Raw genomic sequence first — 14,246 nt, 5'->3', positions numbered from 1 at the left:
AGGCTGCTATACAAGCCCTGATTGAGCCAACGCCTCTTTAACGTGTTTCGGGGCATCAGGCGCCGCGGCACGGAAGAGCTGATAAAAGTTGACGGTCGTCTGCATGGCCACTTCATCGACACTGATGCCTCGTTCCTGGGCAATGCACTCCGCCACTTGTACCACCCAGGCGGGCTCATTGGGCTTACCGCGATGAGGAACAGGCGCCAAATAAGGGCTGTCGGTCTCAATCAACAGGCGATCCAGCGGCAGTTGACGGGCCAGTTCACGCAGCGACGCTGCATTGCGAAATGTAATAATGCCCGATAGCGAAATATAAAAACCCAGCCGCACCGCCTCACGGGCCATCGCCAAGTCTTCAGTAAAACAGTGTAATACACCCCCCACCCGTGGGTCGCTATATTCACGCAGCAGCGCCAGAGTTTCCTGCTTGGCTTCACGGGTATGAATAATCACCGGCAGCTCCAGCTCCCGCGCGGCGATTAAGTGACGCTTGAAGCGCTCGTGCTGTATCTCGACAGGCACACTGTCACGGTAGTGATAATCCAGGCCAGTCTCACCAATCGCCACCGCGCCGTACCGCTCAGCGGCCTCTTTTATATCCGCGACGCTAGGCTCATGCTCGCTTTGGTGCAAGGGATGCAAGCCAGCCGAAATCACTACATCGTGATGTTCACGGGCAATAGCCGCCAGCTGGGGCATATCTTCTAACGTAACCGCCACAGCAAGAAATTGATTGACATGGGAAGCACGGGCGGCTGCCAAGGTGGCAGCAATATCGCCCCCATGGGTCTGGTCGGATAAACGATCTAAGTGACAGTGTGAATCGACAAACATACGGCTCTCGACAATAAATGGGTTCTAGCAGACTGTTCAAAACAAGGGGGCCAAAACAGATAGGCCATAACAACTAGATCTTAAAAATAGAGCATAAAAATGGCGTTCAGAGCGTGAACGATGGGGCCGCTTTATCCAATTGACCGGCCAGCAGTGTCTCAATGCGGTCACGCACAGGGTAGTCCTGCTGGCTGAAATGTAGACCAATGCCCGGCATTCGGCGGCCACTCACCCCCTCTGGCGACACCCATACCACCTGGCCGCTGATCGAAAGACGTCCGCTTTCACCCGGCAGTGTGAGCAGTAAAAAGACTTGCTGGCCAAGCGCATAGGAAGTCTGTGTAGGCACAAACATTCCCCCACGATCCAAAAAAGGCATATAGGCAGAAAGCAGTGTTGGCACATCAGGAATGGTAAGAGAGAGCGCTTTCTGAGTTGCCATGACGACCTCGCTGAGCTGTTTTGAACAGCTGTGGGGAACAGGATTAAATACCGCTATGAACGCAATAGCGCTGCCCAGCGCACCAACCACGCCTCAAGCACCAACTGGGGATTTGGGTTTGCCCCCACTGCCAATAAACGCCGCTGTTCACGGGCATAATCGAGCAGACGAAACCAATCCTGAACACGACCATTTTTGACCGCTTGGCGATAAAGCGGCTCTAAATCGGGATTATGCAATACCTCCCCATTATCGGATAAACCGAAACGAATCAGGTCTTCCAGCCAGGCGATACCGTACCATAAGATGGCATCTATCGCTTGGCGATCCAGGCGAGCCGCCTCTGAAACGGGCTCTGCACCTCGCACCAATTGCTCAAAACTGTCGTGAATCTGATGGCGTAAAGCGCGCTCTTCAGGTGCTGCCAGCTCCACAGCCAGCAGCGGCAGCCCTCCCGCCACCTGCCACCAGAAATAGGCATCATCGGCGCTGCCCAACTGCTCAATTAACCAGCCACGACACGCCTCAAAGGCAACGCTGGGCAGCGACCACTGCTGACACCGGGAGCGGATCGTCGCTAGCATCCGCGAAGGCACGTCTGAAAGCAGAATAAACAGGGTTTGATCACCGGGCTCCTCAAGGCTTTTGAGTAGCGCATTGGCGGCAGCAACGTTCATGGCCTCGGCGGGAGAAACCACAATCACCCGATAGCCACCCTGCTGGGCGGTTTGCGAAACAAAACGATTAACCTCGCGAATCGGGTCAATACGGATTTGGCGCTTCCCCTCTTCCGGCGAAACCCGTAACAAATCCGGGTGATAGCCCGATGCCAGCATCGCGCAGCTATGGCAGTGGCCGCAGGCTTGATCAGCGGGCGAGGCGCATAGCGTTCGCGCAATTAACGCCTCCGCCAACTGCTGCTTACCCACACCGTGGGCGCCGTGAATAAGCAGCGCATGGGGCATTCTGCCACTATCAGCCAAGCGGGTTAGATGCTGCCAAGTGGCTTGATGCCACGGCATTACGCCGGTTAACGCCATGCTGCGACCCGCTTGAGAAGGCTTTGACGTATTTGCGTTTGCACCTCTTCCAGCGAGTGCTGGGCGTCGATCACGGCAAAGCGCTCGGGCGCTTCTGCCGCACGCGACAAGTAAGCTTCGCGCACCGCCTGGAAGAAGTCGCCTGGCTCCTGTTCAAAGCGATCCCGTTGCTCTTGCCGGTCGTTCAAACGCGACTCTAGGCGCTGGGTAGCAGCCTCTTTGGGCATATCCAGCAGCAACGTCAAATCCGGTGAAAGCCCCTGCTGGACAAAATTCTCCAGCACGGCAATACGCTCCTTGGCAATGCCCCGCCCGCCGCCCTGATAGGCAAAGGTGGCATCGGTAAAGCGATCACACACCACCCATGCCCCACTGGCCAGGGCGGGCAAAATTTTCTCCGCCAAATGCTGGGCTCGCGCGGCGAACATTAGCAATAGCTCAGCGTCCACGTGCAGCGGCTCTTGAGGAGCAGGATCCAGCAGCAGCGCGCGAATAGCTTCGCCACGGGCGGTGCCACCCGGCTCGCGGGTGCGCACCACTTCCAACCCCTCGGCTTCCAGGCACTCGGCGACAAAGCCCACATTGGTGGACTTCCCCACCCCTTCGCCGCCTTCCAGCGTAATGAAGCGTCCACGCTTACTCATCATGCTCCCTTACTGTGGTGTTCTCGATCAATACTGGCTGATGGGTCACGACGATTAACGGTTACGAATATAGCGATTAACAGCGTTGTTGTGCTCCCGCAGCGTGCGCGAGAAGTGGTGCGTACCATCGCCGCGAGACACGAAATAGAGTGTTTCGCCAGGCAATGGATTTACCGCCGCCTCTAGCGATTCGCGTCCTGGCATAGCGATAGGCGTAGGCGGTATTCCGTCAATCACGTAGGTGTTATAGGGCGTAGCCTCGCGAATATCGGCGCGGGTAATTCGCCCTTCGTAACGCTCCCCCATACCGTAAATAATGGTTGGATCGGTTTGCAGGCGCATGCCCTGCTCCATACGACGCTTGAAAACACCGGCTATTTCGCGCCGCTCCTCGGGCGCACCGGTTTCCCGCTCGATCAAGGAGGCCATAATCAACGCCTCGTAAGGGGAGTCAATGGTGAGGTCATCCGCGCGCTCTTCCCATACTTCTTCTAAAATGCGCTCCATCCGCTCCAATGATTGACGCAGAATATCCACGTCACTCATCCCCAGATGGTAACGATAGGTATCAGGGAAGAACCAGCCCTCTGGAAAGGTGCCTTCTCGGTCGAGAAGCGTCATCACTTCAGCATCACTCAACTCAGCGGTACGATGCTCGAGTTTCGGCGCGGCATTGAGCAACTCCCGCATCTGCCGAAAAGTCCATCCTTCAGGAATGGTCAACGAGTAGGTAACCACTTTATTACTACCTAACAGAGCCATCATTTCCAGCCCGCTCATATCCGGCAACAGCTGATACTCGCCAGTACGCAGCCGAGGCACACGTTCAGGCTCAATTCGTGCTAGCAAACGAAACGCCCAGGCATCCTCCAGCACGCCCTGCTCTTCCAATTGTGCTACGACCTGATTAAAGCCTGCGCCAGATGGCACTTGGTAAAGCATTGGCTCACCAATTGAAAGCGGTGCCTCTAGTCGGCTCTGCCAATAGAAATAACCGCCTGCTGCACCTGCAGCCCCGACCACCACTAACACCAATAAGGCGGTTAATAACCGTTTCACCATGACACCTCTAGAAAATTGCAGGGCGATATCTAAACGAACGATATCTCAAAAAAACAGGGGCGCTAAACAACACCCAATAGCTGATGCGCCAAGCGCTGGAACGGATCAGGCTGTCTTAGCGACCAGCGCCGCAGCAGCGAGCCATTCGCTGAAAGTAGCTTAGTGACTGGCCACACCCCCTGGACAGAGTTGGCCACCCATAGCCGTTCGACATCAGCGAGTTGATCAAGCGAAAGCGAAGATTGAGCGACAGCTCCTTGTTCAAGCAGTGCAGCACGCAGCGTTCCCGCCACGCCGCACTGGTCAAGCAGAGGTGTAAACACCTCCCCGGCCTGCTGCCAAAAAACATTCATGCTGGTGGCTTCTACCACAAGACCTTCACTGTCGGCGAGCAATCCTTCGGCAATAGCGGCATCGCGCCACTCCTGGCGGGCCAGTACGTTCTCCAGTCGATTTAAATGCTTGATACCTGCCAACCGCGGCTGCCTGGCAAGCTGCAAGTCACAAAGTCGAACCGTCACTCCTTGCTGCCAGCGCTCAACTGAGGGCTGAAACGGCGTTCGTCGGCTAAGCAGGCGCGGTACGACCTGATCCGGCATCGCATAGCCACGCCCACCGCTGCCCCGGGTCAGTATAATCTTTAGCACTTCAAATTCGGCTGTGGAATCGCCTTGCCAAGTGGCGTCAAGCGCCTCCTGGCTAAGTAGCGGCATCCCCAGCCGATGACAGCCCTGCGCCAAACGCGCCGTATGGTAGCGCCACAGCACGGGGGCACCATTACGCAACAGCACCGTCTCAAAAAGGCCATCACCATACGCCAGCCCACGATCATCAAACGGCACCGGCTGATCATCAGATAACGCAGGCGGCAACATAGCCAACTACACCTTTTTAAACAGTAGCGAACCGTTAGTGCCGCCAAAGCCGAAGGAGTTCGAAAGCGCCATATCAATTCGCATATCCCGCGCGGTATGCGGCACATAGTCCAGGTTGCAGCCTTCCTGTGGGTTATCCAGATTAATCGTGGGGGGCGCGATCTGATCACGAATAGCCAAAATACTAAACACCGCTTCCACTGCCCCTGCGGCACCCAGCAGGTGGCCAATCATCGACTTAGTCGAGCTCACTGCCACGCTGTTTGCAGCGTCACCCAGAACGTTCTCAATGGCACGGCTTTCAGCCAGATCGCCTGCCGCGGTGGAGGTGCCGTGGGCGTTGATATAGTGAACCGCAGAGACGTCAACCTGGGCATCTTTGATCGCATTACGCATAGAGAGCGCTGCGCCACGCCCATCTTCCGGGGGCGAAGTCATATGATAAGCGTCATCGCTCATTCCAAAGCCCACCAACTCGGCGTAGATATTGGCACCCCGAGCCTTGGCATGCTCATACTCTTCAAGCACCAGCACCCCCGCACCGTCGGACAGCACAAAACCATCCCGGTCGGTATCCCAGGGGCGGCTTGCCGCTTCCGGATCATCATTGCGCGTAGAGAGTGCGCGGGCAGCTGAAAAGCCGCCCAGGCCCAACGGCGTAGTGGCCATCTCCGCGCCACCACAGATCATGACGTCCGCATCGCCATAGGCAATCGTGCGTGCACTGTAGCCAATATTATGGGTGCCCGTGGTGCAGGCAGTCGTAATGGCGATATTAGGCCCTCTGAAGCCGTGCTGGATCGCCATATTGCCTGAAATCATATTAATGATTGAACCCGGCACAAAGAACGGCGATATCTTTCGCGCGCCGCCTTTATTCAATGCAGTGTGGTTATGCTCAATCATGGGTAAGCCACCAATGCCTGAGCCGATAGCCACACCGATACGGTCGGCGTTTTCTTCGGTGCACTCAATACCCGAATCCGCTACCGCCTGGGCACCGGCCGCCATGCCGTACTGAATAAACAGATCCATCTTGCGGGCATCTTTAGGGTTCAGATACTCGCCAATATCAAAATTTTTAATCGACCCACCAAAGCGGGTGTTAAAACCGCTGGTGTCGAAATGCTCAATAGGCGTAATACCGCTTTTACCGGCCACAATGTTGGCCCACGACTCATCAACGCTATTACCCACTGGGGTCACCAGGCCTAACCCAGTTACCACTACCCTTTTCCGTGCCATTAGCTTTCCTCCAGGCATCCATGGTGACGCGACCCACTCGGGTCATTTGCTGCTTAAATTTGGTCAACAGTATAACGGAGATTGAACGTTATAAGCATTGTGGCTGCAAAGCAAAAAAGCCGCCCTGGGAAAGGACGGCTTTTAAGGCGGGTGACTAGCACCCCACCCTGGTTCGATGCATCGACGCAGCCCTTACTGGTGGGCGTTCACGTAATCGATGGCTTCTTGAACCGTGGTGATTTTCTCAGCTTCTTCATCAGGAATTTCAGTATCGAATTCCTCTTCCAAAGCCATTACCAGCTCAACGGTGTCGAGGGAATCAGCACCCAAGTCTTCTGTAAAAGAAGAGCTGTTTTGGATGTCTTCTTCTTTAACGTTCAGGCGCTCTGCTACAACTTTCTTCACGCGCTCTTCAATAGTACTCATTAACCTACTCCAGTCGTTCACATTAGCCGTTTTTGATAACCAGCTATTTGGAAACCGCAAGCCAAAAGCTGCGGGGTAGTTTATAGACGCCCTTGGATCGACGCAACCGCCAGGCCCAAGGCCATCAACGCATATTCATGCCGCCATTCACGTGAAGCGTCTCGCCGGTAATATAACCGGCTGCATCACTGGTCAAAAAGCCTACCGCTGCGGCGATCTCTTCCGGCGCCCCTAAGCGGGCCAGCGGAATTTGTTTAAGCAACATCTCATGCTGTGCTTCGGGTAGTGCTTCGGTCATATCAGTCGCAATAAAGCCCGGCGCCACTGCGTTGACCGTGATAGCACGAGAGGAGACCTCACGCGCCAGTGCTCGGCTGAAACCTTCCATACCGGCCTTGGCTGCAGCATAGTTAGTTTGACCCAAGTTGCCCATGGTTGCCACCACAGAACTGATTGACACAATACGCCCAAAACGCGCCTTGGTCATACCCCGCAGGCACGCCTTGCTAACACGATAGACAGATTTCAAGTTGGTATCCATAACGGAGTCCCACTCATCCTCTTTCATTCGCATCAGCAAATTGTCACGAGTGATACCGGCATTGTTAACCAAAATAGTCGGCGCACCAAAGCGCTCAGCAATGGTTTTCAACACGCTGTCGATGCTGGCTTGGTCGGTCACATTAAGACACATACCCGCCCCTTCAATGCCGTGCTCTTTCAAATCGGCATCAATTTTCTCAGCACCTGACTCGCTGGTCGCAGTACCGATGACAATACGGCCTTGACGACCCAGCTCATGCGCAATGGCCTGCCCAATACCGCGACTCGCTCCTGTTACCAGAGCAACTCTACTCTCTTGCGTCATAACGTTCTGCCTCTAACCGTGTAATCAAGCAAGGATAGCGAAATACACCACTCCCTGGTCACGCCTTATCAGCCAAGGTTTCACGCGCCAGCTCAAGCGCAGCCTCCAGGCTGTCAGGATCATTCACTGCCAATCCTTTGCTACCTTTCACGATACGCTTATTGAGGCCAGTCAACACCTTTCCTGGCCCGCACTCAATAAATACCTCCACGCCTTGATCCGCCATTGCCTCAACACAGGCGCTCCAGCGCACCGGCTGATAAAGCTGTTCAATCAGGCGCCGACTCAATGTTGCAGTGTCGGCATGGGCTTGAGCATCGACATTTTGGATCACCGTGTAGCGCGGCGCCCGCAGCTCAATGGCTTGTATAGCCTCAGCCAGTCGCTCAGCCGCAGGACGCATTAGCGCGCAGTGCGAGGGCACGGAAACCGGTAGTGCCATGGCGCGCCTGGCCCCGGCCTCTTGGCAAGCAACAACAGCCCGCTCGACGGCCACTTTGGAGCCCGCTATCACCACTTGTCCTGGGGAATTGTAGTTGACAGCTGAAACAGTATCGCCCTGGGCAGCCTTTTCACAGGCGGCTTCAACCGCATCGTCTGCTAAACCCAGAATCGCCGCCATGCCGCCTTCACCAGCGGGCACGGCCGCCTGCATGGCTTCTCCACGCAAACGTACCAAGTTAACGCCTTCAGCAAAGCTCATGACGCCCGCACACACCATAGCACTGTATTCACCCAGGCTATGGCCCGCCATAACCGTTGGCCGAGGCCCTTCTAGCTCTTGCCACACGCGCCAAATAGCGACACTTGCGGAGAGTAGTGCAGGCTGGGTGCAAGCGGTTGCATTAAGCGACTCCTCGGGGCCTTCCTGGACGACTTTCCACAAATCGTAGCCCAAAGCATCCGACGCTTCCTCAAATGTCGTTCCCACCACACTATAGCGCTCGGCAAGCTCTCGCAGCATTCCAAGCTGCTGAGAGCCCTGCCCGGGAAAAATGAGGGCAAGGGGTTGAGACATGTCGTTCACCTTTGCTCTTGTAGGCATTTGCTCATATGAGCGATAGGCGAGATTATTGGCACATCCTGATGCCACCTATAAACCCGCAAAAAAAGTAAATATTTATTAGCTGATCATGGCTAGCCTGCGCCATCGCCTGCACTCGACAGTGCTTGGGATGACGCCTGCCAGCGACCTGCGATCCGCGCAGGCAAATTATGCTCTACTTCCTTCAGGGCGCGCCGGATAGCGTAGTAGAAACCATCGGCATGAGCACTGCCGTGACTTTTCACCACGATACCACGCAACCCTAGCAAACTGGCCCCGTTGTAACGTACGGGGTCAAGCTCTTGCTTCAAGCGCTTTAACACAGGTTTGGCCAGTAGGCTTGCTAAACGCCCACTAAGACGCGACTCAAAAGCCATCTGCACGCGCTCAACCAGCATACTCGTCAAACCTTCGCTGGCCTTCAGGACAGCATTGCCCACAAAGCCATCACACACCACCACATCAAGCTGACCTTTAAACAGATCGCCACCTTCAGCATAGCCCCGATAGTCGAAAGCACTACCATTGGCATACTCGCGCAGCAGGCGGTCAGCTTCACGCACGCTAACACTCCCCTTGGTGGCTTCTGCGCCAACATTAAGTAGTGCCACACGCGGCACCGCCGTGCCATCGACACACTGCGCCATCGCTGCCCCCATCTGCGCAAAATCGACCAACCGGTGGGCAGGCGAATCCACATTGGCGCCTAAATCCAATAGATAACAGCGGCGCCCTTGCCGCGCGGGGATTGCGGTGCTGATCGCCGGGCGAGAGATCCCCTCGACCATACCCAGCTCGCGCCTGGCCAAAGCCACAAGCGCCGCCGTATTGCCCGCGCTTACACCAGCCACTGCTTCGCCCTGGGCGACACAACGCAGCATGCGCGCCATACTGGTCGCCTGGCCTCTACGCAACGCCCAGGCAGCCGTTGCCCCTGGCAACACACTATCGGGGGAATCACGCGCCACCAAACGTGACGCTGCCGCAGCCAGAGGCTGCGGCAAGCGCGAAAGCTCAGCAGTAATCTGCTGACGCGGGCCAAACAGAATCAGTTCAAGGCTGGGGTGTTCTACCACTGCCCTAGCAGAGCCTGCGATAATCGCATGAGGGCCTTGGTCACCCCCCATCACATCAATCGCTAAGCGCATACCACACTGAGCCCGTTTAGCCGCTTAATAATGCAATTGAGGCTTATACCTCAACCACTTTACGGCCACGGTAAAAACCGTCTGGTGAAACGTGGTGACGCAGGTGAGTGGTACCTGTTTCTTTGTCCTGAGACAGCGTCGGAGCGGTCAGCGCATCGTGGCTACGACGCATGCCGCGCTTGGAACGGGTTTTACGGTTCTGTTGAACTGCCATGGGTGTTTACTCCAAGGTATTAAGGTAAAGGGTGCTTATTTTTTGCCTTTCAAGACATTTAGCACCGCGAAAGGGTTCGTCGCTGGCGCTGTTTCTGACGCCGCGCCTTCTGTTTTGCTGACCAGCTGCTCCGCCGAGACATGACATTCGGCTTCATCGTGATAGACCACCTGGGGCAGACTGAGAATCAACTCATCCTCAATCACCGTCAGCAGATCCAGCTGTTCCTTTTCCACCAGCACCGGTTCATGACTAGCAGGCAACTCGGCCGCTAAGGCTTCGTCAGTGACCATTCCAAGCAGAAAGTCACTGCTCACCTCTTGAGGCAGCGGCACCAGGCAGCGTCGACAGGCAAGCGCCAACGTCGCTTGCAAGTGGCCACGAATTTCACGACGACCTTGAGCATCGACGCCAAACTCGAGCACGACATGACAGTCGCCGGTTTGGACACCCGCTTCTTCGGCAAGGCGCGGCAGCTTATCAAGCGCTACCAAGCCTTCGATTCGTTCGTGGCGGGCTGCGAGCTTATAAGGCTCCACCCGACTGGGGAGTTGTGAGGTCAACATAGGCGCGCAATGATAGGCACTCCCCCTGCCGGTGTCAAAGCTGTCAGTATATTTTTCATAGCTTCCTCAACAAATAACCAACATAGATCTCAATAAACAGCCAACATAGGCACGTTTAGCCGCTTTCGCTACACTCCTTTATTGCTTTCAATGTCTACTGCTTGCAGTGCAATGTTTTTGAAGTTGCACTAGCGCAACCACATAGCCAGGAGCCAAACCTTGCCCCCATCTTCCATGACCGAGCCTTCAACCCAATCATCAACGACGAGACTGGTACTAGCCTCAAGCTCACGCTGGCGGCGTGAGCTCCTGAATCGCCTGCAACTCCCCTACTTGTGCCACTCACCCGACATTGATGAAACACCTCACCCCGGTGAAACACCTCAAGCTCTGGTGCATCGCCTGGCGCTCAGCAAAGCCAACGCCGTGGCAGCCCACTTCCCCCACCACTACGTTATAGGCTCTGATCAGGTGGCGGTATTTGAAGGCGACATTCTTGGCAAACCGCACACAGCGGAGAAAGCTTGCGCCAACCTTGCTCTCTTCTCTGGTCAGCGCGTCACCTTTTTAACCGGTTTAGCGCTACTGGATACTCGCCACCAGCGCCATCAGGTTCATATTGAGCCTTTCGAGGTGGTGTTTCGCACTCTTAGCACCCAAGAGATCAAAAACTATGTCGCCAAAGAGCAGCCACTGGATAGCGCAGGCAGTTTTCGCATGGAAGGCCTCGGCATTGCCCTGTTTGAAAAACTCGAAGGCCGTGACCCCAATGCGCTGATTGGACTACCGCTGATCGCGCTCTGCGACATGCTGCGCCAAGCGGGCCTGGATCCGCTTGGCGAGCCCTATTCAGTAGAGCGCTAATCAACAGCCCTCACGACGAGGATTGGCGCTTAGAAACGCAGCGGGGTGTTAGGCGCTTTAATGCCTAGCGCCTCAGCAGCAACCTGGGTAAAACGCCGCGTAAAGCGCTCGAAGGGATCGAGGCTCGGTGTGTAGTCCACCCAGTCGGTGTTACCCACCCGCTCGCGCGACAGCTGCTCGAGGTTACCCAACTGATCGACCAGCCCAAGCTCGATGCTCTGCTCACCGCCCCAGATCAAGCCGGAAAAAATGTCCGAGCTATCGCTGAGTCTTTCACCGCGGCCCGCGCGGACATCATCGATAAACTGGCGATGGGTTTGGCTCAGCACCCCCTGCCAAAACGCTTCTGCATCATCATCCAGGGGCTGGAAGGGGTCTAAAAAGGCTTTATTCTCCCCTGCAGTGAGCACTCGGCGCTCAACACCAATACGCTCTATCGCCTCTTCAAAGCCAAAGCCTGCATAGATCACACCAATAGAACCCACCAGGCTCACCGGCGACGCAACAATCTCATCTGCCGCGGCGGCAATGTAATAAGCCCCACTGGCACCGATATCCTCAATCACCGCGATAATCGGTTTGTCACCCTCCTCGCGCAGGCGCATGATTTCCGCATAGATACGCTGAGACTGCACAGGGCTCCCGCCGGGGCTATTAATGTGCAGCACCACCACAGCAGCGCTTTCCGCCTCCCAGGCGCGATTTAACCCTTGGATGATGCGCTCTGCATTGGCGGGCGAATCACTAGCAATCACCCCATTAACCTCAACAATGCCCAAGTGGCGTTGCGTGGGCGCGGTGACGCTAGGCGAATCCCAGTAAAAGCTATAAACGGCGGCAGACAGTGCAGCCAATACCACAGCGAGAAACATCAGACGGAAAAACAGTTTCCAGCGACGGGTACGCCGCTGCTCGGCTAAAACACCGCCTATCCAGTGATCCATCATTTCCAACTGTGCGAGTCGCTGACGTTCGCGTAGGGTTTCAGCATCGTCGCCTGGTGCCCCAGATGCTTGCTTCGCCCCTTTACCAGGCGGAACCTCTGGCCCGCCAGTCCATGGATCCTCTTTTAACTCGTTGGACGGGCCACTATTAACAGAGCCGGTGCGGCGGGAGCCATTGGCCGGGTTGTCGTGTCCGTCGTCTATACCGTCGTCGCGGGTCGGGTCGTCACTCATAAAATATCCTTATAACAGATCAAAAAGCTCGTCGATGCTGTGGGCAATCCACTTGGGGCGGCTCAATGCCAACCGTTCCGGCGCGTGAACCCCGTAACTGACTCCCACACGATCCATACCGATTGCACGGGCCATTTCAAGGTCGTACTCGGTATCGCCGACCATCACCGCCCGCTCTACTGGCACTTCAAGCTCTGTTAACAGTTCAGAAAGCATCTGCGGGTGCGGCTTTGAGCGGGTTTCATCCGCAGTACGGCTGGCATGAAACCAGGCGCCACTGCCAGTCTCTGCAAAAATACGATCCAAACCACGGCGGCTTTTGCCTGTCGCCACCGCTAAACGCTGCCGCTCACGCCCGCGCAAACGCGCAATTTGCGCTTCTACGCCGCCAAAAAAAGCCATCGGTGTGGCGTCAGCCTGCACAAAGTGGTGCGCGTAACGCTCACGAAGCCGCTCAGCCTGGGCAGGCAGGATCCCCGGGCAGAGTTTGGCAATTGCCTCGGGTAGTCCCAAGCCAATGATATCTTCAACTTCTGCCGCTGAAAGCGAGCCCCACTCGGCCTCAAGAGCGGCCGCCTGCATGCAGGAGACGATGCGCGGCACCGAGTCCATCAAGGTGCCATCCCAATCAAATATAATTAACTCGTACTGCATGACAGCTCCTTGGCAAAAGGCAAATTAGTGCAAGGCAGGTTATTGGCGGGCCCGTTTCAGCGCTTCTTCCAAGGCTTCTGGCAACGGCGCTTTAACGGTTACCGGGCGGCCATTGGTGGGCTCAGGAAAGGTCAACGCCCGCGCATGCAGAAACAGACGCCCCAGCCCCAACTGCTTGGTGAGCAGACCGCTTTCCCGGGTAGCATATTTGTCGTCGCCTAGCAGCGCGTGACCCGCATGGGCAGCATGAACGCGAATTTGATGAGTTCGCCCGGTGACCGGCTCAGCCTCTATCAGGGTTACTTTTTCGAAGGTTTCGACCACCGAAAAATGGGTACGCGACACTTTACCATTAGGATCTACCCTTACCCGACGTTCACCATTGCCCGCATCAAAGCGATCCAAACGCGCACTTTCATAGGTTTTACGCGCCGGCCAACGCCCGCTAACCAGCGCCAGATAGCGCTTATCCATGCCGTGTTTTTTCAGCGACTCATTAAGGGTCACCAATGCATCGCGAGATTTGGCCAGCAGTAAACAGCCTGACGTATCCCGATCCAAGCGGTGAACCAGTTCCAGAAAGCTCAGATCATCGCGCACTTGACGCAGCGCTTCTATAAGCCCAATTTTAACCCCGCTGCCGCCATGCACAGCCAAACCAGAGGGCTTGTTAAGCACCATCCAGTCTGGGCCCTCCATAATGACACTACCGACCAACAGGTCGCGCAAATTATCGCTGACTTCCTTAACGGCTTCGCGAGGTGCCAAGCGTAGCGGCGGAACGCGGACTAAATCGCCCGCCTGCAAGCGGTAATCGACCTTTACGCGCTTTTTGTTAACGCGCACTTCCCCTTTACGCACGATGCGATAGATAAGCGCGCGTGGCGCACCCTTAAGACGCGTCATGAGAAAATTATCAATTCGCTGCCCTGCTTGCTCCGGGGCGATATCCACCCACTGCACTTCACGCCCTTCGGACATTACCGCTTACTCCTGCTCTGCTATGACGCTAAAAACGGCATTCTAACGTAGACCAAAGGGCATTGCGTCAATTGCTGGTCGTTGTCTTTACTGTTATATTCCAAGTTGTTCACCAGCTAAGCGCAAAAAGCTTCCTTGTCTAGCGCTAGTGACTAGC

17 protein-coding genes are annotated in these 14,246 nt (G+C 55.8%); 1 reads left to right on the top strand and 16 read right to left on the bottom strand.

The window, feature by feature from the left end:
• Positions 1–6: 6 nt before the first annotated feature.
• The 13 genes from QT231_RS02485 to QT231_RS02425 all read right to left on the bottom strand — a co-directional run bounded on the left by QT231_RS02485 (position 7) and on the right by QT231_RS02425 (position 10,412).
• The gene (locus QT231_RS02485; RefSeq protein WP_308335346.1) at positions 7–837 is read right to left on the bottom strand and encodes a TatD family hydrolase; all 831 of its coding nucleotides are present in this window, start codon (positions 835–837) and stop codon (positions 7–9) included.
• A 106-nt stretch (positions 838–943) separates the two neighbouring features.
• Positions 944–1,279 carry a PilZ domain-containing protein gene (locus tag QT231_RS02480; RefSeq protein ID WP_308335345.1) on the bottom strand — a complete coding sequence of 112 codons (336 nt, stop codon included), beginning with the start codon at positions 1,277–1,279 and terminating at the stop codon, positions 944–946.
• Positions 1,280–1,332: 53 nt separating this feature from the next.
• Positions 1,333–2,319 carry a DNA polymerase III subunit delta' gene (locus QT231_RS02475; protein ID WP_308335344.1) on the bottom strand — a complete coding sequence of 329 codons (987 nt, stop codon included), beginning with the start codon at positions 2,317–2,319 and terminating at the stop codon, positions 1,333–1,335.
• The gene (gene tmk / locus QT231_RS02470; protein ID WP_308335343.1) at positions 2,310–2,963 is read right to left on the bottom strand and encodes a dTMP kinase; all 654 of its coding nucleotides are present in this window, start codon (positions 2,961–2,963) and stop codon (positions 2,310–2,312) included. The genes QT231_RS02475 and tmk overlap by 10 nt, the downstream gene beginning before the upstream one ends.
• A gap of 54 nt (positions 2,964–3,017) precedes the next feature.
• The gene (gene mltG, locus QT231_RS02465; RefSeq protein ID WP_308335342.1) at positions 3,018–4,025 is read right to left on the bottom strand and encodes an endolytic transglycosylase MltG; all 1,008 of its coding nucleotides are present in this window, start codon (positions 4,023–4,025) and stop codon (positions 3,018–3,020) included.
• A gap of 62 nt (positions 4,026–4,087) precedes the next feature.
• Positions 4,088–4,900 (bottom strand): aminodeoxychorismate lyase, encoded by an 813-nt coding sequence (gene pabC, locus QT231_RS02460; RefSeq protein WP_308335341.1) that lies wholly within the window; start codon positions 4,898–4,900, stop codon positions 4,088–4,090.
• A 6-nt stretch (positions 4,901–4,906) separates the two neighbouring features.
• Positions 4,907–6,145, bottom strand: coding sequence for a beta-ketoacyl-ACP synthase II (gene fabF / locus QT231_RS02455; RefSeq protein ID WP_308335340.1), 1,239 nt, complete (start codon positions 6,143–6,145; stop codon positions 4,907–4,909).
• A gap of 192 nt (positions 6,146–6,337) precedes the next feature.
• Entirely contained in the window at positions 6,338–6,571 is a 234-nt protein-coding gene (gene acpP / locus QT231_RS02450) for an acyl carrier protein (RefSeq protein WP_008956801.1), read from the bottom strand.
• 124 nt (positions 6,572–6,695) lie between these two features.
• On the bottom strand, positions 6,696–7,439 hold the full coding sequence (gene fabG, locus QT231_RS02445) for a 3-oxoacyl-ACP reductase FabG (RefSeq protein ID WP_308335339.1): 744 nt from the start codon (positions 7,437–7,439) through the stop codon (positions 6,696–6,698).
• A gap of 58 nt (positions 7,440–7,497) precedes the next feature.
• On the bottom strand, positions 7,498–8,457 hold the full coding sequence (fabD, locus tag QT231_RS02440) for an ACP S-malonyltransferase (RefSeq protein ID WP_308335338.1): 960 nt from the start codon (positions 8,455–8,457) through the stop codon (positions 7,498–7,500).
• 119 nt (positions 8,458–8,576) lie between these two features.
• Positions 8,577–9,632, bottom strand: a complete 1,056-nt coding sequence (plsX, locus tag QT231_RS02435) for a phosphate acyltransferase PlsX (protein ID WP_308335337.1) — start codon at positions 9,630–9,632, stop codon at positions 8,577–8,579.
• Positions 9,633–9,675: 43 nt separating this feature from the next.
• Positions 9,676–9,846: a 50S ribosomal protein L32 gene (rpmF, locus tag QT231_RS02430; protein WP_007114757.1), complete on the bottom strand. Its 171-nt coding sequence runs from the start codon at positions 9,844–9,846 to the stop codon at positions 9,676–9,678.
• A gap of 35 nt (positions 9,847–9,881) precedes the next feature.
• The gene (locus QT231_RS02425) at positions 9,882–10,412 is read right to left on the bottom strand and encodes a YceD family protein (RefSeq protein ID WP_088698626.1); all 531 of its coding nucleotides are present in this window, start codon (positions 10,410–10,412) and stop codon (positions 9,882–9,884) included.
• Between the two features lie 234 nt (positions 10,413–10,646).
• On the opposite strand from QT231_RS02425, the gene QT231_RS02420 reads away from it, so the two are divergent.
• Entirely contained in the window at positions 10,647–11,276 is a 630-nt protein-coding gene (locus QT231_RS02420) for a nucleoside triphosphate pyrophosphatase (protein WP_308335474.1), read from the top strand.
• A gap of 29 nt (positions 11,277–11,305) precedes the next feature.
• Here QT231_RS02420 and sppA read toward each other — a convergent pair whose 3' ends face one another.
• From sppA to QT231_RS02405, 3 genes are read right to left on the bottom strand one after another with little or no spacing between them, the layout of a single operon-like run.
• The gene (sppA, locus tag QT231_RS02415) at positions 11,306–12,454 is read right to left on the bottom strand and encodes a signal peptide peptidase SppA (protein WP_308335336.1); all 1,149 of its coding nucleotides are present in this window, start codon (positions 12,452–12,454) and stop codon (positions 11,306–11,308) included.
• A gap of 9 nt (positions 12,455–12,463) precedes the next feature.
• Positions 12,464–13,108, bottom strand: a complete 645-nt coding sequence (locus tag QT231_RS02410; RefSeq protein ID WP_308335335.1) for an HAD-IA family hydrolase — start codon at positions 13,106–13,108, stop codon at positions 12,464–12,466.
• 39 nt (positions 13,109–13,147) lie between these two features.
• Positions 13,148–14,089, bottom strand: coding sequence for an RluA family pseudouridine synthase (locus QT231_RS02405; protein WP_009286408.1), 942 nt, complete (start codon positions 14,087–14,089; stop codon positions 13,148–13,150).
• Between the last annotated feature and the right edge of the window lie 157 nt (positions 14,090–14,246).

It is taken from the genome of Halomonas sp. SpR1 (assembly GCF_031010175.1).
Classification (GTDB): domain Bacteria; phylum Pseudomonadota; class Gammaproteobacteria; order Pseudomonadales; family Halomonadaceae; genus Vreelandella.
This window is presented reverse-complemented; position numbering and strand designations above follow the sequence as displayed.